The sequence below is a fragment of the Massilibacterium senegalense genome (genome assembly GCF_001375675.1).
Lineage (GTDB): Bacteria > Bacillota > Bacilli > Bacillales > Massilibacteriaceae > Massilibacterium > Massilibacterium senegalense.
Genome location: NZ_LN831786.1, coordinates 390,626 through 415,214, shown reverse-complemented (window position 1 = coordinate 415,214; position 24,589 = coordinate 390,626). Strand labels below are relative to the sequence as shown.

24 protein-coding genes are annotated in these 24,589 nt (G+C 36.2%); 1 reads left to right on the top strand and 23 read right to left on the bottom strand.

The annotated features are described in order from the left end of the window. Positions 1-14: 14 nt before the first annotated feature. The 22 genes from hslU to smc form a co-directional block, all read right to left on the bottom strand. Positions 15-1,403, bottom strand: a complete 1,389-nt coding sequence (gene hslU, locus BN1372_RS05500) for an ATP-dependent protease ATPase subunit HslU (RefSeq protein ID WP_062197847.1) — start codon at positions 1,401-1,403, stop codon at positions 15-17. Positions 1,404-1,482: 79 nt separating this feature from the next. Then, positions 1,483-2,031: an ATP-dependent protease subunit HslV gene (hslV, locus tag BN1372_RS05495; protein ID WP_062197846.1), complete on the bottom strand. Its 549-nt coding sequence runs from the start codon at positions 2,029-2,031 to the stop codon at positions 1,483-1,485. 15 nt (positions 2,032-2,046) lie between these two features. After that, positions 2,047-2,949 (bottom strand): tyrosine recombinase XerC, encoded by a 903-nt coding sequence (xerC, locus tag BN1372_RS05490; protein WP_062197845.1) that lies wholly within the window; start codon positions 2,947-2,949, stop codon positions 2,047-2,049. A gap of 63 nt (positions 2,950-3,012) precedes the next feature. Then, complete coding sequence (gene trmFO, locus BN1372_RS05485; protein WP_062197844.1) at positions 3,013-4,314, bottom strand: FADH(2)-oxidizing methylenetetrahydrofolate--tRNA-(uracil(54)-C(5))-methyltransferase TrmFO; 1,302 nt, start codon at positions 4,312-4,314, stop codon at positions 3,013-3,015. A gap of 12 nt (positions 4,315-4,326) precedes the next feature. Next, complete coding sequence (gene topA, locus BN1372_RS05480; RefSeq protein ID WP_062197843.1) at positions 4,327-6,399, bottom strand: type I DNA topoisomerase; 2,073 nt, start codon at positions 6,397-6,399, stop codon at positions 4,327-4,329. A gap of 108 nt (positions 6,400-6,507) precedes the next feature. After that, positions 6,508-7,389, bottom strand: coding sequence for a DNA-processing protein DprA (gene dprA / locus BN1372_RS05475; protein ID WP_187118395.1), 882 nt, complete (start codon positions 7,387-7,389; stop codon positions 6,508-6,510). A 260-nt stretch (positions 7,390-7,649) separates the two neighbouring features. Continuing rightward, on the bottom strand, positions 7,650-8,558 hold the full coding sequence (sucD, locus tag BN1372_RS05470) for a succinate--CoA ligase subunit alpha (RefSeq protein ID WP_062197841.1): 909 nt from the start codon (positions 8,556-8,558) through the stop codon (positions 7,650-7,652). A gap of 19 nt (positions 8,559-8,577) precedes the next feature. Next, a complete protein-coding gene (sucC, locus tag BN1372_RS05465; protein ID WP_062197840.1) occupies positions 8,578-9,741 on the bottom strand; it encodes an ADP-forming succinate--CoA ligase subunit beta in 1,164 nt (387 codons plus the stop codon). Between the two features lie 167 nt (positions 9,742-9,908). Continuing rightward, on the bottom strand, positions 9,909-10,184 hold the full coding sequence (locus tag BN1372_RS05460; RefSeq protein ID WP_062197839.1) for an EscU/YscU/HrcU family type III secretion system export apparatus switch protein: 276 nt from the start codon (positions 10,182-10,184) through the stop codon (positions 9,909-9,911). Further along, positions 10,181-11,758 (bottom strand): hypothetical protein, encoded by a 1,578-nt coding sequence (locus BN1372_RS05455; protein WP_062197838.1) that lies wholly within the window; start codon positions 11,756-11,758, stop codon positions 10,181-10,183. Before BN1372_RS05455 ends, BN1372_RS05460 begins: the two co-directional genes overlap by 4 nt. Positions 11,759-11,769: 11 nt before the next feature. Next, positions 11,770-12,540, bottom strand: coding sequence for a ribonuclease HII (locus tag BN1372_RS05450; protein WP_062197837.1), 771 nt, complete (start codon positions 12,538-12,540; stop codon positions 11,770-11,772). A 112-nt stretch (positions 12,541-12,652) separates the two neighbouring features. After that, positions 12,653-13,498, bottom strand: coding sequence for a ribosome biogenesis GTPase YlqF (gene ylqF / locus BN1372_RS05445; RefSeq protein ID WP_062197836.1), 846 nt, complete (start codon positions 13,496-13,498; stop codon positions 12,653-12,655). An 8-nt stretch (positions 13,499-13,506) separates the two neighbouring features. Beyond that, positions 13,507-14,055, bottom strand: a complete 549-nt coding sequence (lepB, locus tag BN1372_RS05440; RefSeq protein ID WP_062197835.1) for a signal peptidase I — start codon at positions 14,053-14,055, stop codon at positions 13,507-13,509. A 76-nt stretch (positions 14,056-14,131) separates the two neighbouring features. Next, on the bottom strand, positions 14,132-14,476 hold the full coding sequence (gene rplS / locus BN1372_RS05435; RefSeq protein WP_062197834.1) for a 50S ribosomal protein L19: 345 nt from the start codon (positions 14,474-14,476) through the stop codon (positions 14,132-14,134). 263 nt (positions 14,477-14,739) lie between these two features. Beyond that, positions 14,740-15,504 (bottom strand): tRNA (guanosine(37)-N1)-methyltransferase TrmD, encoded by a 765-nt coding sequence (gene trmD, locus BN1372_RS05430; protein ID WP_062197833.1) that lies wholly within the window; start codon positions 15,502-15,504, stop codon positions 14,740-14,742. Next, positions 15,504-16,022: a ribosome maturation factor RimM gene (gene rimM, locus BN1372_RS05425; RefSeq protein ID WP_062197832.1), complete on the bottom strand. Its 519-nt coding sequence runs from the start codon at positions 16,020-16,022 to the stop codon at positions 15,504-15,506. Before rimM ends, trmD begins: the two co-directional genes overlap by 1 nt. Positions 16,023-16,035: 13 nt before the next feature. Further along, positions 16,036-16,422, bottom strand: a complete 387-nt coding sequence (locus BN1372_RS05420) for a YlqD family protein (protein WP_062197831.1) — start codon at positions 16,420-16,422, stop codon at positions 16,036-16,038. Positions 16,423-16,592: 170 nt separating this feature from the next. Further along, on the bottom strand, positions 16,593-16,865 hold the full coding sequence (gene rpsP / locus BN1372_RS05415; RefSeq protein WP_062197830.1) for a 30S ribosomal protein S16: 273 nt from the start codon (positions 16,863-16,865) through the stop codon (positions 16,593-16,595). 69 nt (positions 16,866-16,934) lie between these two features. Then, positions 16,935-18,275 (bottom strand): signal recognition particle protein, encoded by a 1,341-nt coding sequence (gene ffh, locus BN1372_RS05410; protein WP_062197829.1) that lies wholly within the window; start codon positions 18,273-18,275, stop codon positions 16,935-16,937. Positions 18,276-18,289: 14 nt separating this feature from the next. After that, entirely contained in the window at positions 18,290-18,622 is a 333-nt protein-coding gene (locus BN1372_RS05405) for a putative DNA-binding protein (RefSeq protein WP_062197828.1), read from the bottom strand. A gap of 172 nt (positions 18,623-18,794) precedes the next feature. Further along, complete coding sequence (gene ftsY, locus BN1372_RS05400) at positions 18,795-19,802, bottom strand: signal recognition particle-docking protein FtsY (RefSeq protein WP_062197827.1); 1,008 nt, start codon at positions 19,800-19,802, stop codon at positions 18,795-18,797. A gap of 29 nt (positions 19,803-19,831) precedes the next feature. Next, complete coding sequence (gene smc / locus BN1372_RS05395) at positions 19,832-23,389, bottom strand: chromosome segregation protein SMC (protein WP_062197826.1); 3,558 nt, start codon at positions 23,387-23,389, stop codon at positions 19,832-19,834. A 108-nt stretch (positions 23,390-23,497) separates the two neighbouring features. Between smc and BN1372_RS05390 the strand changes: the two genes are divergently transcribed. After that, a complete protein-coding gene (locus BN1372_RS05390) occupies positions 23,498-23,722 on the top strand; it encodes a DUF1128 domain-containing protein (protein WP_062197825.1) in 225 nt (74 codons plus the stop codon). 24 nt (positions 23,723-23,746) lie between these two features. Here the strand turns inward: BN1372_RS05390 and rnc are convergent, their stop codons facing one another. After that, positions 23,747-24,538 carry a ribonuclease III gene (gene rnc / locus BN1372_RS05385; protein ID WP_062197824.1) on the bottom strand — a complete coding sequence of 264 codons (792 nt, stop codon included), beginning with the start codon at positions 24,536-24,538 and terminating at the stop codon, positions 23,747-23,749. Positions 24,539-24,589: the final 51 nt, after the last annotated feature.

Sequence of the window (24,589 nt, the reverse complement as noted above, 5' to 3'; positions counted from 1 at the left end):
CCTAATTCTGGTGACTACAATATAAATTGACTAAGATCTCGATTTTTCGCAATCGACTGCAGTTTTTCTTCTACATATTCTTTTGTAATCATTATTTCTTCTAACGTAATCTCTGGCGCTTCGAACGAAAGATCTTCTAACAATTTTTCAAGAACAGTGTGCAGACGTCTTGCACCGATATCATCGGTTTGTTCGTTCACTTGCGTTGCAATTTCTGCTAATTTATGGATAGCTTCGTCTGTAAACGAAACTTTTATACCCTCTGTTTCAAGCATTGCTACATATTGTTTTAATAAAGCATTATTTGGTTCTACGAGAATAGAAATAAAGTCCTCAATCGATAGACTCGATAATTCCACGCGAATTGGGAATCGCCCTTGTAATTCTGGAATTAAATCCGATGGTTTTGAAATATGAAAAGCACCAGCTGCAATAAATAAAATATGATCTGTTTTTACAGCGCCATATTTCGTTACAACCGTCGAACCTTCGACAATTGGCAAAATGTCACGTTGTACTCCTTCACGCGAAACATCCGCAGAATGATGATTTTTCCCTGCTATTTTGTCTATTTCATCAATAAAAATAATTCCTGATTCCTCTGCTTTAAAAACCGCTTCTGCAATTACCTCGTCCATGTCAATCAATTTTTGTGCTTCTTCTTGCGTTAAAATTTTTCTCGCTTCTCGGACAGTTACTTTTCTTTTTTTCTTTTTCTTAGGCATAATCGATCCTAGCATATCTTGAACGTTCATGCCCATTTGTTCCATTCCCGTTCCTTGAAATAAATCAAACATATTTTGTTGCTGTTCTTCGATTTCAACCGTAATAACTCGGTCTTCTAATTCTCCAAGTTTTAATAATTTTTTTGTTTGAATTCGTTTTTGTTGCAGATTTTCTTGTTGAACGGTATCATCTTTTTCTTCTGTTTGCTGTTGTGTATTAAATAACATTTCAAACGGATTTTTAAAGGTTTGCGTTTGTTTTTTTACTGGAACAAGAATTTCTACAATTCGGTCATCTGCTTGTTCTTCTGCTTTTTGTTTCACAGATTGCATTTTTTCTGTTTTTATAAGACGAATACTCGTTTCCACTAAATCTCGAACCATGGATTCTACATCACGACCAACGTATCCAACTTCCGTAAATTTCGTCGCCTCTACTTTTACAAAAGGAGCTCGAACCATTTTTGCCAATCTTCTAGCAATTTCTGTTTTTCCGACACCAGTCGGACCAATCATTAAAATATTTTTAGGAATAATTTCTTCGCGCAATTCCTCTTTTAATTTACTGCGACGATATCGATTTCTAAGCGCAATCGCAACCGCTCGCTTTGCCTTTTTTTGTCCAACAATATATCGGTCTAATTGATTCACAATTTCTTTTGGTGTTAACGCTTGCATTTGACGACGTCCTCCTTTTACGATATCCACTTTCTTCGTATCCAAATCACATACTATCGATTATCTATCCAACACTTATTTATTCTGCTATTTCTTCTACAATGATATGATCATTTGTATAAACACATAACTCTGAAGCAATCTGTAAAGAAGCTTTTGCAATTTCTTTTGCGGTCATATCTTTGTTGTAACGCTTTAATGCTCTAGCAGCACTTAATGCATAATTACCACCAGATCCGATTGCTAAAATACCGTCATCTGGTTGAATGACCTCACCTGTTCCAGAGATTAATAAAATTTCTTCTTTATTCATGACAATTAGCATCGCTTCTAATTGACGTAACATTTTATCACCGCGCCACTCCTTTGCTAATTCCACACTCGCACGTTGTAAATTACCATGGTATGCTTCTAAACGAGATTCAAACTTTTCAAATAATGTAAAAGCATCTGCTACAGAACCAGCAAACCCAGCAATCACTTGATTATGATACAGGCGACGTACTTTTTTAGCGGTATGTTTCATCACGACGCTATTTCCAAATGTTACTTGACCATCACCAGCCATTGCACATTTCCCGTTATGTTGAACAGCTAAAATTGTTGTGGCATGAAACGTTTGATCCATTAAGACGACCTCCTCTTATTCACTTCTTGGATGGGCTTTCATATAAACTTCTCGTAAACGTTCTTTTGTTACATGTGTATAAATTTGCGTTGTTGAAAGATTCGAATGTCCCAATAATTCTTGAACAGAACGTAAATCTGCACCATTGTTTAATAAATGGGTAGCAAACGTATGACGAAGCGTATGGGGAGAAATATGTCCTGTTAGAGATGATTGTTCTATAAGCTTATTTATAATATAGTGAATTCCTCTTGTCGTCAAAGGTTTTCCCCTTTGATTCAAAAATAGTGTATCACATTTTTCTGAATTCTTTTTCAATAAATGCTTACGTCCATTTTCTATATACGTTTTTAGAGCTTCTAACGCAAAATGCCCAATCGGCACATAACGCTCTTTTCTTCCTTTTCCTTTTACAAATACGGTTTCAAATTGGAAATCAAGATGAGCAATCGTAATTCCTACACATTCACTTACACGTAACCCAGAGCTATACAGCAATTCTAAAATCGCTTGATCACGTTGCCCAACAGGTGTAGAACAATCGGAGATGGAAAATAATTCATTCATTTCTTCTTCGTATAAAAAATTAGGCAATCGTTGCTTCTTCTTTGGGAGAACCGTCATTAAGAAAGGATTTTTCGAAACGATATTTTCTCGTTCTAAAAAACGGTAAAAAGTTCGTAAACACGATATTTTTCGAGAAATCGATGTTCGTTCATAAGGATTTTCATATAATTCGGAAAGGTAAAGACGAATATAAGCATAAGAAACAGCAGCAAAACAATGAAGTTTCTGCTGCTTCATAAACGCTACAAAATGATGGATATCTTCTTCATAATTTAAAATGGTATGAGGTGAATAGTTCTTTTCTACTTGTAAATAAACGATAAAAGATTGAATATCTTCTTTCACACTCATTCCTCCTCATGGATTAAGGGCTACTAAATCGTATCATAATTTAGTACCCCTTTCAACACTTGCTTATAATATTGACACAAAATTCTGAATTGTTTCAAGCGCTCGATTAGCGAGTTGCTCGTACCGCTCTTTTTTGTTTTTCATTCGAACATCAAGTGGTGGCAATAATCCAAAGTTTGCGTTCATCGGTTGGAAATGTTTCACATTTGTCGTAGTAATATAATGTGCCATACTACCAATCACCGTTTCTTTTGGCAAAACAAACAGTTCTTTCCCTTTCACAAATTGGCTTGCATTCAATCCCGCAATTAAGCCTGATGCCGCACTTTCAACATATCCTTCCACACCAGTCATTTGCCCCGCAAGGAATAAATGATCTACAGCTTTTAATTGGTACGTTGGTTTAAGCAATGCTGGGGAATTTAAAAAAGTATTGCGGTGCATCACACCATATCGAACAATTTCCGCTTCTTCTAATCCAGGAATCATTTGAATAATTCGTTTTTGTTCGCCCCATTTTAAATGCGTTTGGAATCCAACGATGTTGTACAGCGTACCAGCACTATCATCTTGTCTTAATTGAGCAACAGCATACGGTCTTTTTCCTGTTTTTGGGTCTTCTAAGCCTACTGGTTTCATTGGCCCGAATAATAATGTCTTTTGACCACGTGTTGCCATTACTTCAAATGGCATACAGCCTTCAAAATAAAATTCTTTCTCAAATTCTTTTAATGGGGCACATTCTGCTGTTATGAGCGCTTCATAAAAGGCTTCAAATTCCTCTTTTGTCATCGGACAATTTAAATAGGCTGCTTCCCCTTTATCATACCGTGATTTTAAATACACTTTATCCATATTAATACTATCTTTTTCGATGATAGGAGCCGCTGCATCATAAAAATATAAATATTCTTCTCCGGTTATTTCTTGAATTGCTTTTGCAAACGATTCGGAAGTTAGCGGACCCGTAGCAATGACAGTCGGTCCTTCAGGAATTTCTGTCACTTCCTCGTAGAGTACTTCTATGTTTTCGTGTTCTTTTACATAATTCGTTACTCGTTCGCTAAAATCATGGCGATCAACTGCAAGTGCCCCCCCTGCAGGTACTTGAGCTTCATCTGCAGCTCGAATAATGACCGAGTTCATTCGTCTCATTTCTTCTTTTAACACACCGACTGCATTTGTTAATGCGTTTGCTCGAAGTGAGTTACTACATACTAATTCCGCAAACTTATCGGTATGATGTGCAGGTGTTTGTTTTTTCGGACGCATTTCATATAACTTTACTTTCACACCACGATTTGCTAATTGCCATGCTGCCTCACTTCCAGCAAGACCAGCACCAATGACATTTACAAACTCCACGGTATACTCCCCCTATTGCTGTTCTTCTTGATAGTCACATTCCGTACAAACGACTTGCTTGCCTTTTTTTGATTTTTTCTCCACAAGCATGCTGTTACATTTTGGACACGGACGGGCAATCGGTTTATCCCAAGATACAAAATCACACGCTGGATAACAATCACACCCATAAAAAATACGTGATTTTTTACTTTTACGTTCAATAATATTTCCTTCTTTACATTTTGGACATTTTACACCGATTTCTTTCACGATTGGTTTTGTATTTCGACAATCCGGGAAGTTAGAGCACGCCATAAATTTACCGTAACGTCCCATTTTATACACCATTTCACTTCCGCATTTTTCACATTGTTCGCCAGCAGGTTCATCTTTAATTTCCACATGTTTCATTTCTTCTTCTGCTACGACTAGTTTTTTCTCGAATTCTTTATAAAAGGCATCAATAACCGCAATCCACTCTGCTTTTCCTTCTTCTACTTCATCTAGGCTATGTTCAAGGTTAGCGGTAAAATCAACATCGATAATATCAGCGAAAAATTCCATCACTAATTCTAAAACAATTTCTCCTAATTCCGTAGGCACAAAACGTTTGTCCTCTAACGCAACGTACCCGCGACGTTGAATCGTATCAAGCGTTGGTGCATACGTGGATGGACGACCAATTCCTAACTCTTCTAACGTACGTACTAAACGAGCTTCTGAATACCGTGGTGGTGGTTGTGTAAAATGTTGTTTTGATTCTATATTTTCTTTTTTCACCACTTGGTTTTCTGACAAACTTGGCAACCATTTTTCTTCTTCTTTTTTGCCGTCATCGGTATCCTCTACATATACTTTCATAAAACCTTTAAATTTAATTTTCGCACCATTCGCTCGGAACACAACCCCGTTTTGTGCAATGTCCACCGCCATTGTATCTAAAATTGCTGGTGCCATTTGACTCGCAACAAAACGTTCCCAAATTAATTTGTATAAACGATACTGATCATTGCTTAAAAATGATTTTACAATGCCTGGTTCCCGTAAAATTGACGTTGGTCTAATTGCTTCATGAGCATCTTGTGCATTCGCTTTGTTTTTTGTTTTTCGTTGTTCTGTCGCGATAAATTCTTTACCAAATGTAGACTCGATATAACTTTTCGCTTCCTGTTGGGCTGTTTCTGAAATTCTTGTAGAATCCGTACGCATATACGTAATTAACCCGACCGTACCTTCTTTTCCCATCTCAACCCCTTCATACAGTTGTTGAGCAATCATCATTGTCTTTTTCGTACGGAAGTTTAATTTTCTCGCCGCCTCTTGTTGTAAGCTAGAAGTAATAAAAGGCGGTGCCGGATTTCTTTTACGTTCGCGCATTTTGACGGATTGAACAATGTAATCATCCGATGTTAATCGATTGACAACTTGTAAAACGTCTTGTTCGTTTTTTAATTTTAGCTTTTGTCCATCAACAGTTACAAAATCAGCCTCGAATATTTGTCCTTCGTTTTCAAACATTACTTTAATCGACCAATATTCTTCTGGAACAAACGTTTCAATTTCTCGTTCTCGTTCTACAATAAGCCGAAGTGCAACCGATTGTACCCGCCCTGCACTCAATCCTTTTTTTACTTTCTTCCATAATAAAGGGCTAATATTGTATCCTACTAATCGGTCTAACACACGTCTTGCTTGTTGCGCATCTACAAGATCCATATTAATGGATCTTGGCGTTTTGAACGCATCCTTAATTGCATCTTTTGTAATTTCATTAAAGACAACTCGACAATCACTATTTTCATCTACACCTAATACGTGTGCTAAGTGCCATGCAATCGCTTCCCCTTCTCGGTCAGGGTCAGCTGCTAAATATATTTTCTGTGCTTTTTTCGCTTCTTTTTTTAATTCTTTTAAAACTGGACCTTTTCCACGAATCGTAATATATTTCGGTTCATAATTGTGTTCTACATCTACACCCATTTGACTTTTAGGTAAATCCCTAACATGTCCCATTGATGCTTTCACTGTATATCTCTTTCCTAGATAGCGTTGTATCGTCTTTGCTTTAGCAGGAGATTCCACAATTACTAAATATTGTCCCATTGCTGTTTCCTCCCCCCTAAGAGGTAATTTAAAATCCCCACTATTATTAAATAGAAAGGTAAGGTTTGTCAAACATAAAAATTAAATTTTGTTCCGGATTTCTCTTATTTATCGCATAAATTTCGGTAATTCTTCTAAAATATCTTGTCCGTTTTGGACTAATTTTGCCCCATTTAAAATCAATTCATTCGTCCCAACAAACGCTTCTAAACTTGGTGGACCAGGACAAGCAAATACTTCTCGTCCTTGCTCTAATGCATAATTTGCTGTAATTAATGAACCACTTCGTTCCTTTGCTTCCAACACGAAAGTTCCTCTTGTTAATCCACTAATAATTCGGTTTCTAAACGGGAATTGCCATTTATTAGGTGGATAATGAAAGGGATATTCGGTTATCAACAATTGCTCGTTCCCCATTTGTTCCATTATTGCTTTGTTTTCTTTCGGATATATATACCCAAATCCTGAACCTAGCACACCAATTGTTTTCCCTCCTAATGCCATCGTCATGTTGTGCGTTAACGTATCGACCCCTTTTGCTAATCCGCTCACAATTATCCAATTTTCTTGTAAAAGGGGAGGTAAAATTTTTTCTAGATTTTTTTTAGCAAATGTACTCATTTTCCTACTTCCGACAATCGCTATCATTTGATACACAGAGAGCCATTCTATACGTCCTTTCGCATATAAAACAAATGGAGGGGTATCAATTTCTTTTAAAGGGGCGGGATATCTTTCATCTAAAATAGTAATAATGGTAATTCCTCTTTTTTCATACACACGTTTTAAGTTGGAATAGTTGATACGTTGGAGGTCTTCTTGAAACTTAGATAGATTTTCTTTTTTAATAAATTGTTGGTGTACCCATTCTTTTGGAGAAAGTGAGAGGAATGTGGAAAATGATAGGTTTCGTTTTACTATTTTTTCTAATGTGCCATATCCTACACCGCGACAATGGTGCAAAACAACTAATGCTCGTTCTTCTGTCATCGTCAACATCCTTCCGCACAAAAAAGGCCTCCTAAAATCGGAGAGCCCTCTCGTCATTCTTTTAGCTTACAAACTTCGGAGTATTTTTCTTTTTAAACACAAACAGTAGGAAACAAAACGAACACCACACAAAAACTAGTAAATTCGCATTATTATTTGAATATTCTTACTATTATATCAAGATAATGACAGATGGAATGGTTATTTTCGTCGTTGTGCCTATTTACAAACTTTTCTTTTGTATTAGCGCAAGAGATATTTTAATTTATCGTTAAAAACTCTTCTAATCTTCCTTTTTCTGTCAATAATTGAACGAGTGTTTCTCCAATAATGGACGGATTGGCTGCAACTCGAATTCCACATTGTGTCATCGTTTCTATTTTAGAAAGCGCCGTTCCTTCTCCACCCGAAATAATAGCTCCAGCATGCCCCATTCTTTTTCCTGGTGGTGCAGTCTGTCCTCCAATAAAGCCAACGACTGGTTTTGTCATGTTTTCTTTGATCCATTTCGCCGCTTCTTCTTCAGCAGATCCACCAATTTCTCCAATTAAAATCACTGCTTTTGTGTCTTCATCCTCATGAAACATTTTTAATACATCAATAAAACTTGTCCCGTTGACTGGGTCACCACCAATCCCAACTGCACTAGATTGACCAATTCCTTTTTGCGTTAATTGATGAACCGCCTCATAAGTTAATGTACCAGAACGACTTACAATCCCTACATGACCTTTTTTATGAATATACCCTGGCATAATACCAATTTTACATTCTTCTGGAGTAATGATTCCCGGACAGTTAGGACCTATTAAACGTGTCTTTTTTCCTTCCATAAATCGCTTCACTTTTGTCATATCCATAATTGGAATACCTTCTGTAATACAAATAACTAGTTCTAGTTCACTATCTACAGCTGCCATAATAGCATCTGCTGCAAAAAAAGGTGGTACGTATACAATCGACACTGTTGCACCTGTTTCCCTTACTGCATCTTCGACAGTATTGAATACTGGAATCCCATTTAGAACGGTCGTTCCTCCTCGTACTGGTGTAACACCACCGACAATCTTTGTTCCATACTCAATCATCTGTTCCGCATGAAACAATCCTTGTCTACCAGTAATTCCTTGCACAATGACTTTCGTATCACGATTGACTAAAATACTCATTTTTTATCCTCCGTTCGTTTTATTGTTTTACAAGTTCCACAATTTGTTGTGCCCCGTCCGCCATGGAATCTGCTGGAACAATATTTAAACCAGACTGTTTTAACATTTGTTTTCCTTGTTCGACGTTTGTTCCTTCTAAACGAACGACAAGAGGAATTTGTAATCCTACTTCTTTTGTTGCTTGAATAATACCTTGCGCAATGACGTCACACTTCATAATACCGCCAAAAATATTGACAAAAATGCCTTTTACATGTAGGTCAGATAAAATAATTTTAAACGCCTCTGTTACTTTTTCTTCTGAGGCACCTCCGCCAACATCTAAAAAGTTAGCTGGCTCACCACCATAAAATTTAATAATATCCATCGTTGCCATTGCAAGTCCTGCGCCATTTACCATACAACCAATATTGCCATCAAGCGCAATATAACTAAGCCCGTATTTAGATGCTTCAATTTCTTTTGGGTCTTCTTCATTTAAATCACGGTATTCAACAATATCTGAATGACGAAATAACGCATTGTCATCAAAATTTAACTTTGCATCTAACGCTAACACCTCTCCACTTTTCGTCGTAACAAGCGGATTAATTTCTGCAATCGAGCAATCTTTTTCGGTATACACTTTATATAAAGCAAGCATAAATTGCACTGCTTTCGGAATATATGGTGCTGGAATATTCATTTTAAAAGCTAATCGTTGTGCTTGAAACATTTGCAAACCGATAGATGGGTCTATGACTTCTTTTATAATTTTTTCTGGTGTACGATGCGCCACTTCTTCAATATCCACGCCACCTTCTTCAGAACCCATTAACACAATTCGTGAAAGATTACGGTCTAACACTAATCCAACATAAAATTCTTGATCAATATCTACACCTTCTTCAATTAATAACCGTTTAATTTCCGTCCCATGTGGACCTGTTTGGTGGGTCACTAATTTTTTTCCTAATAATTCTGCGGCGTAACTTCGTACTTCGGCCTTATTTTTTGCTATTTTAACGCCACCAGCTTTCCCGCGACCACCTGCATGAATTTGTGCTTTGACAACAATCACATCGCTATTTAATAAACCAGCCTTTTCTGTTGCTTCATTTTTCGAATAGGCGACGTATCCTTCTGGAACTGCTATACCAAATTGCTTTAAAATCTGTTTTCCTTGATATTCGTGAATATTCATACCGTTTCCCCCTATCTACTAGAAAAGATTGCTTGAAGGTATTTCCCCTAATACCCTTATTTTCTACGCTCAATTACAATATTCCTTTTACACTTTTGAAAATAATCAAGCTTTTCTATACTTTTTGCTGCACAAAAAAATACTTGTTTGAATCAACAAGTACTTTTTCATTTTGATAAGCTATCTAATTTGTAGATAAAAGAGAAAATTTCCGCTACAACTTGATAAAGTTCTTCTGGTATCGTTTCATTCACTTCCAACTTACTTAATAATTCTACTAATGTTTCATCTTTTTGAATGGGGATTTGATTTTCTTTTGCCATTTGAATCATCCGTTTCGCTAAGTCGCCTTTACCTTTTCCAGCTATTTTAGGTGCTGCATCGCTTTCTGATTCATACGACAATGCTACCGCACTTTGAATGCTTTCTTTTTCTTCGCTCATATTCGAATATCCACCTCTTGATACGTTGCATCACTAATTGTTTCTAATAATGGTTTTTGCTCTGGTTCGTTCTTCTCTATTGATTTTACAAATGAAAGTTGATAATCTAAATCTTCTAATGCCATTTTTAACATTGGGGTTAAGATGCGAACTTGCTTTTCTAACGAATGTTCATTGTAGAGATGAATGCTTACAATTTTATTTTGAATTTGCACATCGACAATCGTTTCTTTCACATGTTCTAACTGTAAATAAAAAACAATTCGACAAAAATCAGGATTAATTTCGTTATTTTTATTTTTCTTCCCTTCAAATTGTACAATCGCTTCCTCTATGTGCTTTGTAAACGAAATAGGAAAATGAAATAGCAATTGAAAAAGCGGTTGATTTTGTACGTTTACTAGTTGCAATGCGGTATGGCGATTCAATAATTCATTTACTTGTTGAAACCCTTCCGAACTTTCTTTCCACTGATTTCTCATTTCTAAAAGAATCGCTTTTGTTTGGGCTAACAATTGTTCTTTCGGCATCCATTCTCGGTTTGCCATAAATGTTACCATATCTTTTTCGTATTGCAATCCGAGAAAAGGAACGATGCTTTTTAATGTTTTCGCTAATTCTTGTACCGGTGCTTTTTCTATGATTTTAGCCATTTGCTGCATCGTTTCATTTGATTCATTGATTGATTGTTGAAGCCGTTCTAGAAGTTGTGGAACTGTTACTGGAGCATTCTTTTTTGCTAATAATACCTGTAATGCCTCCATTGGTACTTTTGATTGTAAAACTTGTTGAATCTCCTGTTGTGTGATTGAAACTTTTGGAAGCAATAACTCCATCATCCTTTTTGCTTCTTTATTGTCTGATACATACGCTTCTTTCACTAAAAATAAAAGTGCTTTGCTACTTTTTTCATCCGTCACGGCTCCTGTTTTTAAAAATTCCATTCCATCGACCGTTATTTTTTGTTGTAATTGTTCAATCCTTCGCTTCGTATCTGGTTGTAGTGGCAATGTTTCTGCTTTTTGTAAAAACTGAGAAAAATCCGTTAAAAACTGTTGTTTCGATTGGGCTTGCATGAGGATAGAAAAAAACGGTTCTTTCATCGGAAGCCCTCTCGCTATCATTAGTTTAATCGTTGTTAGTCCTTCTTGTAAGGAAGTTACATTAGATAATAATGCACGAACTTGCTCAAACAATTCTTTTGATATACTCATCCCCTCTTTCATAAAAAAAGAGAGAATCATTTGATTTTCTTTCGTCGCCTTCATACCCCATTCTTTTAACATTCCTTCTAAATGATTAGGGTTACCTTCTACTAATTGTTGTGCTTGTTTCATCACTTTTAATTGAATCGTATCTTCTTGTTGAAACACTCGAAACCAATAATTTTTATTTTCTTGTACAAATGTTTCGACGCTTGCTTTTAAAAAATGAGAACCAATTTGAACAAACGCCTTGCCATTTTCCTCCTTTACTACTTTTCCGTAAATGATTTGCCCTTGTTTTAAATGAAGGTCTTGTTGTTTTTGATTAGATTTACGATATGCTTGTGATATGACACTCGTTAATTCCATCATCGTCACCTCTATTGCGTCAACATCTCTTTAATCGGATTAAAACTTTTCCGATGAACCGTTTCAATAATTCCGTATTTTCCAATTGCCTCTAAATGTTCTTTTGTTGGATACCCCATATTTTTTTCAAAATGATACACTGGATATTCTTTTGCTAGCTTTTCCATATAACGATCTCTCGTTACTTTTGCGATAATAGAGGCAGCTGCAATACTGACACTTTTGGCATCTCCTTTAATAATGGATTGTTGCGGGATTGGGATCGTAAGTTCCATCGCATCAATGAACACATATTCTGGCTTCGTTTGCAAATCGGATAATGCTAATGTCATCGCTTTTTTTGTCGCTTGATAAATGTTTAATTCATCTATTTCTGCGGGTGATACAACGCCCATTCCAATTGCTACCGCTTGCTCCATAATTTCTGTATATAACCACTCACGCTTTTCTTTACTCATTGCTTTTGAATCATTTAAACCAAGAATCATACAATCTTTCGGTAAAATGACTGCACTGGCGACGACAGGACCAGCAAGAGGCCCCCTTCCTACCTCATCCACTCCCGCAATGTAGTGTAGCCCTTTCTCATAAATAGAATGTTCAAATTCCATCATTTTGTGCCATTTTTCCATTAATTTTTGTTTCGTTTCTTGTTGACGTTCATAACGCTTTAATAACGTTTGTACACCTTTGCGTGCATCATTTGCTAATGTGTCGTACACTTCTTTTGAAATCGTATCGTTTGCTAATAATGTTGCTATTTCTTTAATCGTTCGTTTCATGTTTATCCCCTATCTTTACTATCGGTTATTTTCGTAATGGAATGAATGCATTTGCACAAGACGAATAGAAAAATACGTATAATATAAAAAAGATACGCTGTTGTTCGCGTATCTACTCTGGTTTTTCAAATGATAATCGACCTAATTGTCCATTTCTCGTTTCCCGAATAATTAATTCTGCTACTTTGTCATAATCGATGTCCCCTTTACGAATAAAGCAGCCTCGTCTTTTTCCAATTTCATCGTATAATTCCACGATGTCATCAGGAAACGCAGTCAAATTATATCGATTGATTAATCGTTCTTTGTATTCTTTCGAATAATATTCTAATAAAAAGGTAGCAACATCGGTAAAATGTAATAATTGGTCTTTAATTGCTCCTGTAGCGGCTAATCGAAGACCTACTTGTTGGTCTTCAAATTTTGGCCAAAGAATACCTGGTGTGTCCAGCAATTCGAAGTCAGTCCCAACTTTTATCCATTGTTGTTGCGTCGTTACCCCTGGACGGTTACCTGTTTTCGCAATATTCTTTTTCGCCATACGGTTAATTAACGTTGATTTCCCTGAATTAGGAATACCGATAATTAATGCACGAATCGGACGATTTTTAATCCCTTTTTTCTCTAACTTCTCGCGTTTTTCTTGTAACATTTCCCGAGATTTTCCGACTACTTTTTGAATACCTTCGCCAAGTTTTGAATTGATAGAAATCGCTGCTACATCCTTTTTTTTGTAATGTTGAAGCCAAGCAGTCGTAACAATTTCATCCGCTAAATCTGCTTTATTTAACACGAGCAGTCTTGGTTTCTGTTTTACTATTTCATCGATCATCGGATTGCGCGAAGACTCTGGAATCCGAGCATCTACCAGTTCAATCACGATATCAATCATTTTTATTTTTTCTTCAATCTGCCTTCTAGCCTTTGCCATATGACCTGGAAACCATTGAATTGTCATTTTTTCACCTACTCTACTTTTTTAACAGACGAAAAAGGCCAATAGATGATTGTCGCTTCTCCTACAATGTCTTCGATAGGAATAGTGCCAATCGTTCTACTATCTTTGCTATATCTTCGATTATCCCCCATCACAAACACTTCTCCATCTGGAACTGTGTTTGTACCGATTACTTCTTGTAAGGTAAAGTCATACGTAAAGTCCCCAGTAAACGCTGTATTTGTTTTTTTCGTTAAAAACGTCTCTTGGACAGGAGCATCATTAATATATAATTGATCGTCTTTATATTCCACTTTATCACCAGGAAGCCCGATAATACGTTTCACATAATCTCGTTGGTCGGGGGCGTGAAAAACGATAATATCAAACCGATTTGACGATTGGAATGTGTATAGCCGATTTAATAAAACACGTTGATTATTTTTTAATGTCGGGTTCATAGAATCACCTTGAATTAAAATCGGTGCAAAGACAAAAGTACGCACTAGTATCGCTAATAAAAAAGCAAGCACCATTACTTTTAAGGTTCCTTTTCCATCTATGTGATGTTTAGACATCAAACATCCTCCATCATCTTTCTTTTTTTAGAAAAAAGAGAGCTTGTGATGATACACACAAGCTCCCCTTTTAAACCTATCGAATTTCTTTAATACGAGCTGCTTTTCCGCGTAATTTACGTAAGTAGTAAAGTTTAGCACGACGTACTTTACCACGACGTACTACGTCGATTTGAGCAATCTTTGGTGAATGGATTGGGAATGTACGTTCTACACCAACGTTGTAAGAAATTTTACGAACAGTAAAAGTTTCACTAATTCCTCCACCACGACGTTTAATTACAACGCCTTCAAAGATTTGGATACGTTCACGAGTACCTTCTACTACTTTTACGTGAACACGAACAGTATCACCAGGACGAAATGCTGGAAGGTCTGTTTTTAGTTGCTCTTTAGTAATTTCACGAATTAATTCTTGCATAGGATGTTTCCTCCTTCCGTACCATGCTCTTACATATCTAAAAAGATGTATGCAGCGGAACATCGTATTAATGAAACGCCACGCGATAATCTCACGTTGGTCTAAGTCATTTATGTGAGTTTCTTAGACGTTCATGAATGACTACTATCATAAGGAATAGTAATGCCATTCAATCGGTTCGTTTCTTAACCGTGTCGTATAGAAATAAAAACAAATGATTGCAAACTGCTTTCATCATCTATACAGTAACAAAAGAAATATTATCATATTTTATCGGGATAAGCAAGGTTTCCTCTATTCTTTTTTAACTTTTTTACCCACTCTTTTTCTTCTTCTGTTAACGGATAATTTTCTAATAAATCCGGACGTCTTTCATACGTTCGTTTCAAGGAAGCTTTCTTTCTCCATTCCTCAATCTTCTGATGATTTCCACTTAACAAAACGTCAGGTACTTTCATATCGTGAAAATTCGCTGGTCTCGTATATTGAGGATATTCTAAAAGACCACTGCTAAACGAATCACACGGAGCAGATTCTTCATTACCAAGCGCATCCTTTAATAGACGAGTAACGCTATCAATCACGACCATTGCTGCTAATTCCCCACCAGTTAACACATAATCGCCGATAGATATCTCATCCGTTACTAAATGTTCCCGAATACGCTCATCATATCCTTCATAATGCCCACAAATAAAAATCAAATGCTCTTCTTTGCTCAATTGCTCCGCTTTTTGTTGTGTATATGTTTCCCCTTGTGGACACATTAAAATTATCCGTGGCTTTGTACTTCTTGTTTCTTTTTTGACAGCATCTACTGCATCAAAAATGGGTTGTGGCGTTAACACCATCCCAGCTCCACCACCGTACGGATAATCATCGACATTTTGATGCTTATTCGTTGAATAGTCACGAAAATTAGTAAGATGATAATCGACAATTTGCTTTTCTTGTGCTTTTTTTAAAATGGAAGATTGGAATACACCATGAAACATCTCTGGGAATAACGTTAAAACATCTATTCTCATCAACCTAACAACCCTTCCATCGGATGAATGATCACTTTCTTTTCCTCTATGTCTACTTGCAAGACGACATCATCAATATATGGAATATAGTACTCCTTTTTACTATTTTTATCCGATACAACCCAAACATCATTTGCACCAGGGGACAAAATTTCTTTCACTTCCCCAATTTCTTGTCCATCATCTGTCACTACCGAACAACCGATAATTTCGTAATAATAAAACTCTCCATCTGGTAATGAATGAAGTTGGTCTTTTGCAATATAAAGAGTAAGCCCTTTAAACGGTTCCACGTCATGAATAGTTTCATAGTGATCAAACGTCACTAATTCAAATTGTTTATGTTTTCTATGCGTCTTAATGGTCACGGTCTTTTCTTCACCCGAAGGCATTTTTATGAGAAGCGATTGACCTTTTTGAAATCGTTCTTCTACAAAATCAGTAATCGGAATAATGCGAACTTCCCCGCTAATTCCATGTGTATTTACAATTTTTCCAACCTTTAATATGTCGTCCATACGCACACCTCACTTATCTAATTTCAATAATGACACCATCTTTTATAACAATTTCCTTTTGTTTTTGCAACTTTGTGACGGAATCGCCAACTTGAACATCCACCACCGACTGCACAACCCCGTCTTCTATTTCACTTCCATCTGATAGCATGGCAATTTGTCCTAATTGGGTTTGTAACAACGATTGCTTTTGCTTTCGTTTATTTATTTCTTTTTGAAACTTTTCATCTACTGTTTGTTCGTAATGTTTATATTGTTTCTCTAGTCGTTTCCTTTCAAATTGCAATTGTTCACATTCTTTTTCAAATTGAACAATTTGTGCATGGATTCGGTCCATGAGTGTTTGTTTACTTTTCTCTGTGATGACTTGTTTTATTACTGCTTCTACTAAAATTTTCATAGGTCACCTCGCATATGAAAAGTTTCTTTCTCTTCGTCAAATAATTATTCCCTATTGATGGGAAATTTCTTTATATAATGAAAAAAAGGAGGTCATCCCCCCTTTTTTTCTTTGTCTATTTATCTTTGTCTAAACCAATTAAATTGTGACAACCATTATTGCTTTATGTCTTATTTGTTGTTTTTTGCGTTATGGAATTTTTCCATAAGGCCTTGTTTTGAGAATAAGTTACGAACAGTGTCAGATGGTTTTGCACCATTTTGCATCCATTGTAACGCTTTTTCTTCATCAATTTTAACTTCTACAGGGTTTGCTACTGGATTGTACGTACCGATTTCTTCAATCACACGACCATCACGTGGTGAACGAGAATCAGCAACTACTACACGATAGAAAGGAGATCTTTTTGCTCCCATGCGTTTTAAACGAATTTTTACTGCCATAATAACGGCACCTCCAATAATTTTTTAAAATATATATCATCCCACTGTTTTTTTATCATAAAATATGTCTTACATAAATGGGAATTTCAAACCTTTTTTCTTACCTTTTGTCATACCAGTCATTTGTTTCATCATCTTTTTCATTTCTTCAAATTGCTTCAACAGTCGATTGACTTCTTGAATAGAAGTACCACTCCCTGCTGCAATTCGTTTTCTACGACTCGCATTAATAATTTCTGGATGCGTTTTTTCATCTTTCGTCATCGATTGGATAATTGCTTCAACATGAACAAGTTGTTTTTCATCAATTTGGATGTTTTTCATTCCTTTTAGCTTGTTCATCCCAGGAATCATTCCTAACAAGTCTTCCAATGGCCCCATGTTACGAACTTGCCCAAGTTGGTCTAAAAAGTCATCGAATGTAAAAGACATTGTCCGCATTTTTGCTTCTAGTTCTTTTGCTTTTTCTTCATCAACATTTTGTTGTGCTTTTTCGATGAGTGTTAACACATCGCCCATGCCTAAAATACGTGAAGCCATCCGTTCTGGATGAAACTCTTCCAGGGCATCCATTTTTTCACCCATCCCAACAAACTTAATCGGTGTTTTCGTTACGGAGCGAATCGATAACGCAGCCCCACCGCGTGTATCCCCATCTAGTTTTGTTAAGACGACACCTGAAAGGCCTAGAAGATTATTAAAGCTTTCTGCGACGTTTACCGCATCTTGACCAGTCATAGAGTCTACCACTAAAAAGATTTCATCTGGTTTTGTTACTTCTTTCATTTGTTGCAACTCATCCATCAATGCTTCATCCACATGAAGACGACCTGCTGTATCTAAAAGAACATAATCATAGTGTTCTTCTTTCGCTTTTTCAATCGCTTGTTTTGCAATCTCAACAGGACTTACTTGGTCTCCGAGAGAAAAAACAGGCATATTTAGTTGACTTCCTAACGTTTCGAGCTGTTTAATCGCCGCTGGTCGATAAATGTCACATGCAACTAACATCGGACGTTTGTTATATTTTTTACGAAGTAAATTCGCAAGCTTACCAGTTGTCGTTGTTTTACCAGCACCTTGTAATCCGACCATCATAATAACTGTAGGTGGGCGATTGCTCACCGCAATTTTACTTGTTTCCCCGCCCATTAATTCCGTCAATTCTTCTTTTACCACTTTAATGACTTGTTGACCAGGAGTTAAACTTTTTAACACATCTTGACCAATAGCACGTTCTTTTACCCGCTTCACAAATTGTTTAACGACCTTAAAGTTTACGTCAGCTTCAAGTAGGGCAAGACGTACTTCACGCATCATTTCACTTACATCGGCTTCTGTAACTTTACCTTTTCCTCGAATCTTTTGCATTGTACTTTGAAGACGTTCTGCTAAACCTTCAAATGCCATTTTTTAAGGTCCTCCTAATCTAATTTCTTTACATCCTCCACAAGAGCTAAAATTTCTTCTTTGGAGTTGCTTTTTTCTAAACAATCCGTAATCTTTTCTAAAAGAGTCGTGCGTTGTTGAAATTTATGAAACAAACGAAGTTTTTCTTCATACTGTTCTAGCATAAATTCGGTCCGTTTGATGTTATCATAAACAGCTTGCCTCGAAACATGAAATTCTTCTGCAATTTCACCAAGAGAGAGATCATCTAAATAATAAAGCGCCATATAACTTTTTTGCTTTGGCGTTAATAACGATTGATAAAAGTCAAATAGATAATTCATTCTTGTCGTTTTTTCAAGCGACATCTTGACTCATCTCCTTGTTAAGTGAAATGCCTTTACAAATAAAAATACTACAACGGGAAGAACCTTTTGTCAAGTTTTTTTTCATTTTTTATCTCTTCCTCCCAAAACAAGGAACACTCACTAGAAAACAAATAAAACTTATGAAAGAAGTACGGTTGTTGGAACTACTTTTTTACTCTTTTTCTGTCTCTTGATTTTCTTCGTCTGAATCAAACATGCCAGAGAATAATCCGTAAATAAATTGATTTGCATCAAATTCTTCTAAATCATCTATTTTTTCTCCTAGACCGACTAATTTTACCGGAATGTCTAATTCGTGACGAATCGCCAGTACAATTCCACCTTTTGCTGTACCATCCAGTTTTGTAAGAACAATACCAGATACATCGGTTGCTTCTCCAAATGTTTTCGCTTGGCTCATCGCATTCTGCCCCGTTGTCGCATCTAGCACTAAAAGAACTTCATGTGGTGCTCCTGGGATTTCACGTGAAATAACTGTTTTTACTTTCGCTAATTCTTTCATTAAATTTACTTTGTTTTGCAATCGACCTGCTGTATCGCAAAGTAAAATATCAACGTCGCGTGATTTAGCCGCTTGAATAGCATCGTACATTACCGCCGCTGGATCAGAACCTGATTGATGTTTAATCACTGGAACGCTAGCCCGTTCTCCCCATACTTCTAATTGTTCAATCGCACCAGCCCGGAACGTATCCCCAGCTGCTAACATCACTTGTTTGCCTTCTTGTTTAAATTTATGCGCTAATTTCCCAATCGTTGTTGTTTTCCCAACTCCGTTTACACCTACAAATAATATAACCGTTAATCCATCTTGTTGGATGTGTAACGTCGTTTCATCATCTGATTTTTGTAACATTTCCGCTAATTGTTCTGAAATCACTTCTTTTACTTCGTTTGGATCTTGAATGTTGCGTTTTTTCACCGTATCTTTTAATTCATCTACTAAATCCATGACCGTCACTGCACCTACATCGGCACTAATTAAAATTTCTTCTAACTCATCAAAAAAGTCTTCGTCTACTTTACGGTAACGGCTAATTAAATCATTTACTTTTTCGGATAATGATTCCCGCGTTTTCGTTAGTCCTGACTTAAATTTTTCCGTTACAGATTCGGTTTGTTTCGTAATTTTTTCTTTTAACTTATTAAAAAACCCCATTGTTCTTCCTCCTTTAATCGTTACACTTCTTATTGTACTAATTGTAATGATTCTTGCAATTGCACTGACATCATCGTCGAGACACCTAATTCTTGCATCGTCACACCATATAAAATAGTAGCTTGTTCCATCGTTGCCTTACGATGCGTAATCACAATAAATTGCGTACGTTTGCTAAAACGAGTTAAAAATTGGCCAAAACGAACAACATTCACTTCATCTAACGCTGCTTCTACTTCATCTAAAATGACGAATGGAACGGCCCGATATTCAATCATTGCAAACAATAAACAAAGAGCTGTTAACGAACGTTCTCCGCCAGAGAGAAGCGCTAAATGTTGCAGTTTTTTTCCAGGAGGTTTCGCGACAATTTCAATTCCAGTATGTAATAAATCCTCTGAATTAGTTAATAACAAATCAGCTTCTCCCCCGTGAAACAATTGAGTGAACAGATGTTGAAAATGATGGCGAATTTCATCATATGCTTCTTTAAATCGTTTTTTCACTTCAATATCCATTTCATCAATGACTGTTAATAATGTGTTTTTTGCTTCTTCTAAATCGTTTTTTTGTACATGTAAAAAGTCAAAGCGTTCTCTTATTCGTTCAAATTCTTCAATCGCCCCGATATTGACATTCCCTAACTCTTCAATTGTTTTTTGCAATAATTTCACTCGTTTTTTCGCTTCTTCTTCTGCTACCGTCAATGGATACTCTTGTTTCGCTCGTTCAAACGTTAATTTATATGTTTCATTTAAACGATCTAAACGGTGATCTAATTCGACGGTCACTCGTTCTATTGTTAATTCTTTTTCCCGAAGAAATTCTTGTATTTGTTTTTGTTCACGTTTCATTTCTTTTAAACGTAATTCTTCATCTTGCACATGTTGAGAAAAAGAAAGTCGTTCTTGCCGTTTATTTCTAATCTCATCAATAATTTGTTCCTTTTGAGTAAATAATTGAGCAATTTTTTCTTTGATTGTTTCTTTATTTTCATCGGTTTCTTCTTCTGACATCGACAACACTTGTAAATTTTCAGATAAATCGTTTATTTCTCGTTCGATTTGTTTAACGGCTTGCATGATTTGTTTTAATTCTGTTTCTGAAAATAACAACCGCTCCTGCCTTTTCGAATGTTCAATTTTTTCATTCGTTAGTTCCATATGAAGTCGTTCTCTTTGCTTCGTTGTTTGTTGTTTTTTCGTTTCGTATCGATCCATGTGACTTGTTAATTGTTCTTTTTGCCGCATAATTTGTTCAAGCGTACGATCAATTTCTATGATACGTGATTCTGTCGTTTCTTTTTGTTTCACAAAATCCGCATTTTCTACTTCATACATATGAAGCTGTTGTTCTAACAGTTGATATTCATAATGATGTTCACGGTACATTTCTTTCGTTGTTTCATATGCTTCTTGTACCTTTTCCCATTGTTCAGTTGCATTGTGTAAATTGGTTGTAATAGTTTCTTTTTTGGCTTGTATAGTTTGCGTAATGACCGTTAGTTGTTCCAACTGGACATTCATTTTCTCTGTCGTTTCGATTACTTGTTCTAACTCCCGCGTGCGACTGAGAAGGGAACTTGATTTTTTTCGAATACTTCCCCCCGTCATCGAGCCGCCAGGACTTATGATGTCGCCTTCTAGCGTCACAATCCGATATCGATATCGCAATCGTTTCGCAATTATTTGTGCCGATGCTAAATCTTCCGTTATTAAAATGGAACCTAATAAATGTTCTTTTACTAGTGTGTACATCGGATCACATGTTACACAACTACTTGCTACACCAATATAGCCATGTTCACTAGAAATTTGGGCTACGTCATGCACATCGACATACCGTTGTTTTATCGCATCTAACGGTAAAAATGTTGCTCGCCCTAGCTGTTGTTGTTTTAAATAATGAATAGCACGTGCTGCATCAGAGGAAGTATTCGTTACAATATGTTGCATACTTGCCCCTAACGCCATCTCTATTGCAGTTTCAAACTTTTTAGGAACTTGTAGTAATTCCGCAACTGCTCCTGCTACTAGTAACGTCTGACGATGTTTTAAAACAGCTCGAACACCTTGATTAAATCCAGCATAATCTTCTTTCATGGATTCTAACATTTCTTTTTTTGTTTTACATTGTTCAATAATCCGCTGTGCTTTTTGCTTTTGTTCTTCTCTATTCACCAATTCTACTTCTAATGTATGAAGCTCTGATTCACTAGCTGCAATCGTTTGCTGTAGCATCTCCTGCTTATTCTGTAGCTGTTCAAGTTCTTGTTGTAATGATTGAAGTGCTTCGAATCGTTTTTGTTTTTTTTCGTTCATGTCATGTAATTCTTGATCGATTCGTTCATATTTCACATGTCGTTTTGTCGATTCTGCCTCAATGTACCGTTTTTCATTGTTTAAGGTCGTTTCCTCGTTTAATAAATCAAAATAACGATTTTTTAATTGCTCGATTTTGTCCTCGATATTTTCTTCTAATGATGCCAATTCTTTTTCTTTTTCAGCAATGGACATTTCTATCGTATGAACGTCACGTTTTAACTTTTGTACTTGTGTTTTCTTTTCTTCTCTCTGTTTTGATTGACTAGCTTGTTTTCCTTTTAAAGCTTCCAATTGTGTCTCGTATTGTTGTCGATTCGATGCAGCATGATGCGTTCTTTCTTCTAAAACTTTTTTTCTTCCCTCACACTTTTCTAATTTATTTGTCACATCCATCAATACTTCTTGAAGTCCTTCTAACGATTGGTCTAATGTTTGAATGGTTGCTTTTTCTTTTTCCACTTGTTGTTCTAATGTTGTCGATTCGGTAGTTTGTTGAATATATGTGTCTTCCAATCGATCTTTTTCTTTCGTTTCCCGCTCCCACGTATGATAAAATTGTTCAATCTCGTGGGCCATTAATGCTACTTCTAACGTTTCGAGTTCTTTTTTCGTATGTACATATTCTTTTGCAATCGAACTTTGAATCTCTAGTGGCTCCATTTGATTATTTAATTCATATAAAATATCTTCTACACGATCTAAATTATCATTCGTTTCTGCTAATTTTTGTTCTGCTTTATTTCTTCTTATCTTATATTTCAGTACACCTGCCGCTTCTTCAAAAATAGAGCGACGTTCTTCTGGTTTACTATTTAATATTTCATCGATTTTCCCTTGTCCAATTGTGGAATACGCTTCTTTTCCAATTCCAGTATCCATAAATAATTCAGTAATGTCTTTTAAACGGCACGATTGTTTATTAATAAAGAAATCGCTATCACCAGAACGATACAATCGCCTTGTGATACTTATTTCTTGGTATTCAAGAGGAATCAATTGTTTTTCGTTATCAAACGTTAGCGTCACTTCTGCATAGTTTAACTTTTTTCGACTATCACTTCCATTAAAAATGATATCTTCCATTTTCGAACCGCGAAGTGATTTTGCAGATTGTTCGCCTAATACCCAGCGAACCGCATCGATAATATTACTTTTCCCACTCCCATTTGGACCAACAATAGCTGTTACCCCGTTCGTAAATTCAATGCTTGTACGTTCTGCAAATGATTTAAAACCTATCATATCTAATTGTTTGAGGAACATCGTTTCTCCTCCTTCTTCAGTTAACGAAGTCATTTTATCATAAAATCATCATCAAATGAGTAAAAATATGATAAAATAAGGCAAGCATAATAATGAAGAGGTGTTATCGTGGATTTTTCCGTAAAAAGCAAAGAAAATATTAAAAAAATGATTGCCTGTATTCAAGACAAATTACAAATGGTGAATCGCGCCGTACTTCAACCAGAAGATATTGATATGAAATATTATGATGAATTATTAGAAGTGTACGAAATGATTGCGAAAAAAGATTCTTTTAGTGTAAGTGAAATTAATGCCATTATTGATGAATTACGTACATTTCGTAAGGCATAAAAAAACCCCGTTCTCGGGGTCTTTTTATGCCTTTTCTACATCACCATTTTGCACTTTATCCAATGCTTCTTTTGCTGCCTGTTGCTCTGCATCTTTTTTTGATCGCCCATATCCATAACCGAGCACTCGTTCACCTAATCCGACCTTCGCTACAAATTCTCGATTATGAGCTGGACCCTTTTCTTGGACAATTTCATATTCTAGCATTCCATAGTTTTCTCTTTGTACTACTTCTTGCAGCTGACTTTTATAATCCATCACATGAGAAAAAGCACCATTGTTCACTTTTGGATACACGACTTGTTCTAAAAAAGACGAAACGGCATCAAGGCCTTGATCCATATAACAAGCACCGATAAAAGCTTCAAAAACATCTGCTAATAACGACGGTCTTGTTCGACCTCCTGTCAATTCCTCTCCTTTTCCCAATAAAACAAGCTGACCAAAAGAACACGTATTCGCAAATTGTACGAGCGCAGGTTCACAAACAATGGAAGCACGTAATTTTGTTAATTCCCCTTCACTCATTTGTGGAAATTTTTTATACAAATATTGAGAAATCATCAATTCCAAAACGGCATCTCCTAAAAACTCGAGCCGTTCATTGTCTTCATACGTTTTACCACGATGCTCATTCACATAAGATGAATGGGTGAATGCTTGGAACAATAAACGTTCATTTTTAAATGAAATATTTAACTTTTCTTGCAGCTGCTGAAACAAGCGTTTTTGCTCTTGCGTTAATTGATAACGTAGCTTTCGTTTCTCTTTAAACTTCCCCTTTTTCTGGGGAGTTTCATTGGACGATTTCGCCATGTCAACCTCCAAATTAAAATGTTCATTGAGATAAAATCCCGCTTTCATCGC

What these genes read in the sequence shown, in the direction of transcription:
- hslU (WP_062197847.1), bottom strand. Translation starts at nt 1,403, where the DNA reads ATGCAAGCGTTAACACCAAAAGAAATTGTGAATCAATTAGACCGATAT.
- hslV (WP_062197846.1), bottom strand. Translation starts at nt 2,031, where the DNA reads ATGGATCAAACGTTTCATGCCACAACAATTTTAGCTGTTCAACATAAC.
- xerC (WP_062197845.1), bottom strand. Translation starts at nt 2,949, where the DNA reads ATGAGTGTGAAAGAAGATATTCAATCTTTTATCGTTTATTTACAAGTA.
- topA (WP_062197843.1), bottom strand. Translation starts at nt 6,399, where the DNA reads ATGGGACAATATTTAGTAATTGTGGAATCTCCTGCTAAAGCAAAGACG.
- dprA (WP_187118395.1), bottom strand. Translation starts at nt 7,389, where the DNA reads ATGACAGAAGAACGAGCATTAGTTGTTTTGCACCATTGTCGCGGTGTA.
- sucD (WP_062197841.1), bottom strand. Translation starts at nt 8,558, where the DNA reads ATGAGTATTTTAGTCAATCGTGATACGAAAGTCATTGTGCAAGGAATT.
- sucC (WP_062197840.1), bottom strand. Translation starts at nt 9,741, where the DNA reads ATGAATATTCACGAATATCAAGGAAAACAGATTTTAAAGCAATTTGGT.
- BN1372_RS05460 (WP_062197839.1), bottom strand. Translation starts at nt 10,184, where the DNA reads ATGAGCGAAGAAAAAGAAAGCATTCAAAGTGCGGTAGCATTGTCGTAT.
- BN1372_RS05455 (WP_062197838.1), bottom strand. Translation starts at nt 11,758, where the DNA reads ATGGAATTAACGAGTGTCATATCACAAGCATATCGTAAATCTAATCAA.
- BN1372_RS05450 (WP_062197837.1), bottom strand. Translation starts at nt 12,540, where the DNA reads ATGAAACGAACGATTAAAGAAATAGCAACATTATTAGCAAACGATACG.
- ylqF (WP_062197836.1), bottom strand. Translation starts at nt 13,498, where the DNA reads ATGACAATTCAATGGTTTCCAGGTCATATGGCAAAGGCTAGAAGGCAG.
- lepB (WP_062197835.1), bottom strand. Translation starts at nt 14,055, where the DNA reads ATGTCTAAACATCACATAGATGGAAAAGGAACCTTAAAAGTAATGGTG.
- rplS (WP_062197834.1), bottom strand. Translation starts at nt 14,476, where the DNA reads ATGCAAGAATTAATTCGTGAAATTACTAAAGAGCAACTAAAAACAGAC.
- trmD (WP_062197833.1), bottom strand. Translation starts at nt 15,504, where the DNA reads ATGAGAATAGATGTTTTAACGTTATTCCCAGAGATGTTTCATGGTGTA.
- rimM (WP_062197832.1), bottom strand. Translation starts at nt 16,022, where the DNA reads ATGGACGACATATTAAAGGTTGGAAAAATTGTAAATACACATGGAATT.
- BN1372_RS05420 (WP_062197831.1), bottom strand. Translation starts at nt 16,422, where the DNA reads ATGAAAATTTTAGTAGAAGCAGTAATAAAACAAGTCATCACAGAGAAA.
- rpsP (WP_062197830.1), bottom strand. Translation starts at nt 16,865, where the DNA reads ATGGCAGTAAAAATTCGTTTAAAACGCATGGGAGCAAAAAGATCTCCT.
- ffh (WP_062197829.1), bottom strand. Translation starts at nt 18,275, where the DNA reads ATGGCATTTGAAGGTTTAGCAGAACGTCTTCAAAGTACAATGCAAAAG.
- BN1372_RS05405 (WP_062197828.1), bottom strand. Translation starts at nt 18,622, where the DNA reads ATGTCGCTTGAAAAAACGACAAGAATGAATTATCTATTTGACTTTTAT.
- ftsY (WP_062197827.1), bottom strand. Translation starts at nt 19,802, where the DNA reads ATGGGGTTTTTTAATAAGTTAAAAGAAAAAATTACGAAACAAACCGAA.
- smc (WP_062197826.1), bottom strand. Translation starts at nt 23,389, where the DNA reads ATGTTCCTCAAACAATTAGATATGATAGGTTTTAAATCATTTGCAGAA.
- rnc (WP_062197824.1), bottom strand. Translation starts at nt 24,538, where the DNA reads ATGGCGAAATCGTCCAATGAAACTCCCCAGAAAAAGGGGAAGTTTAAA.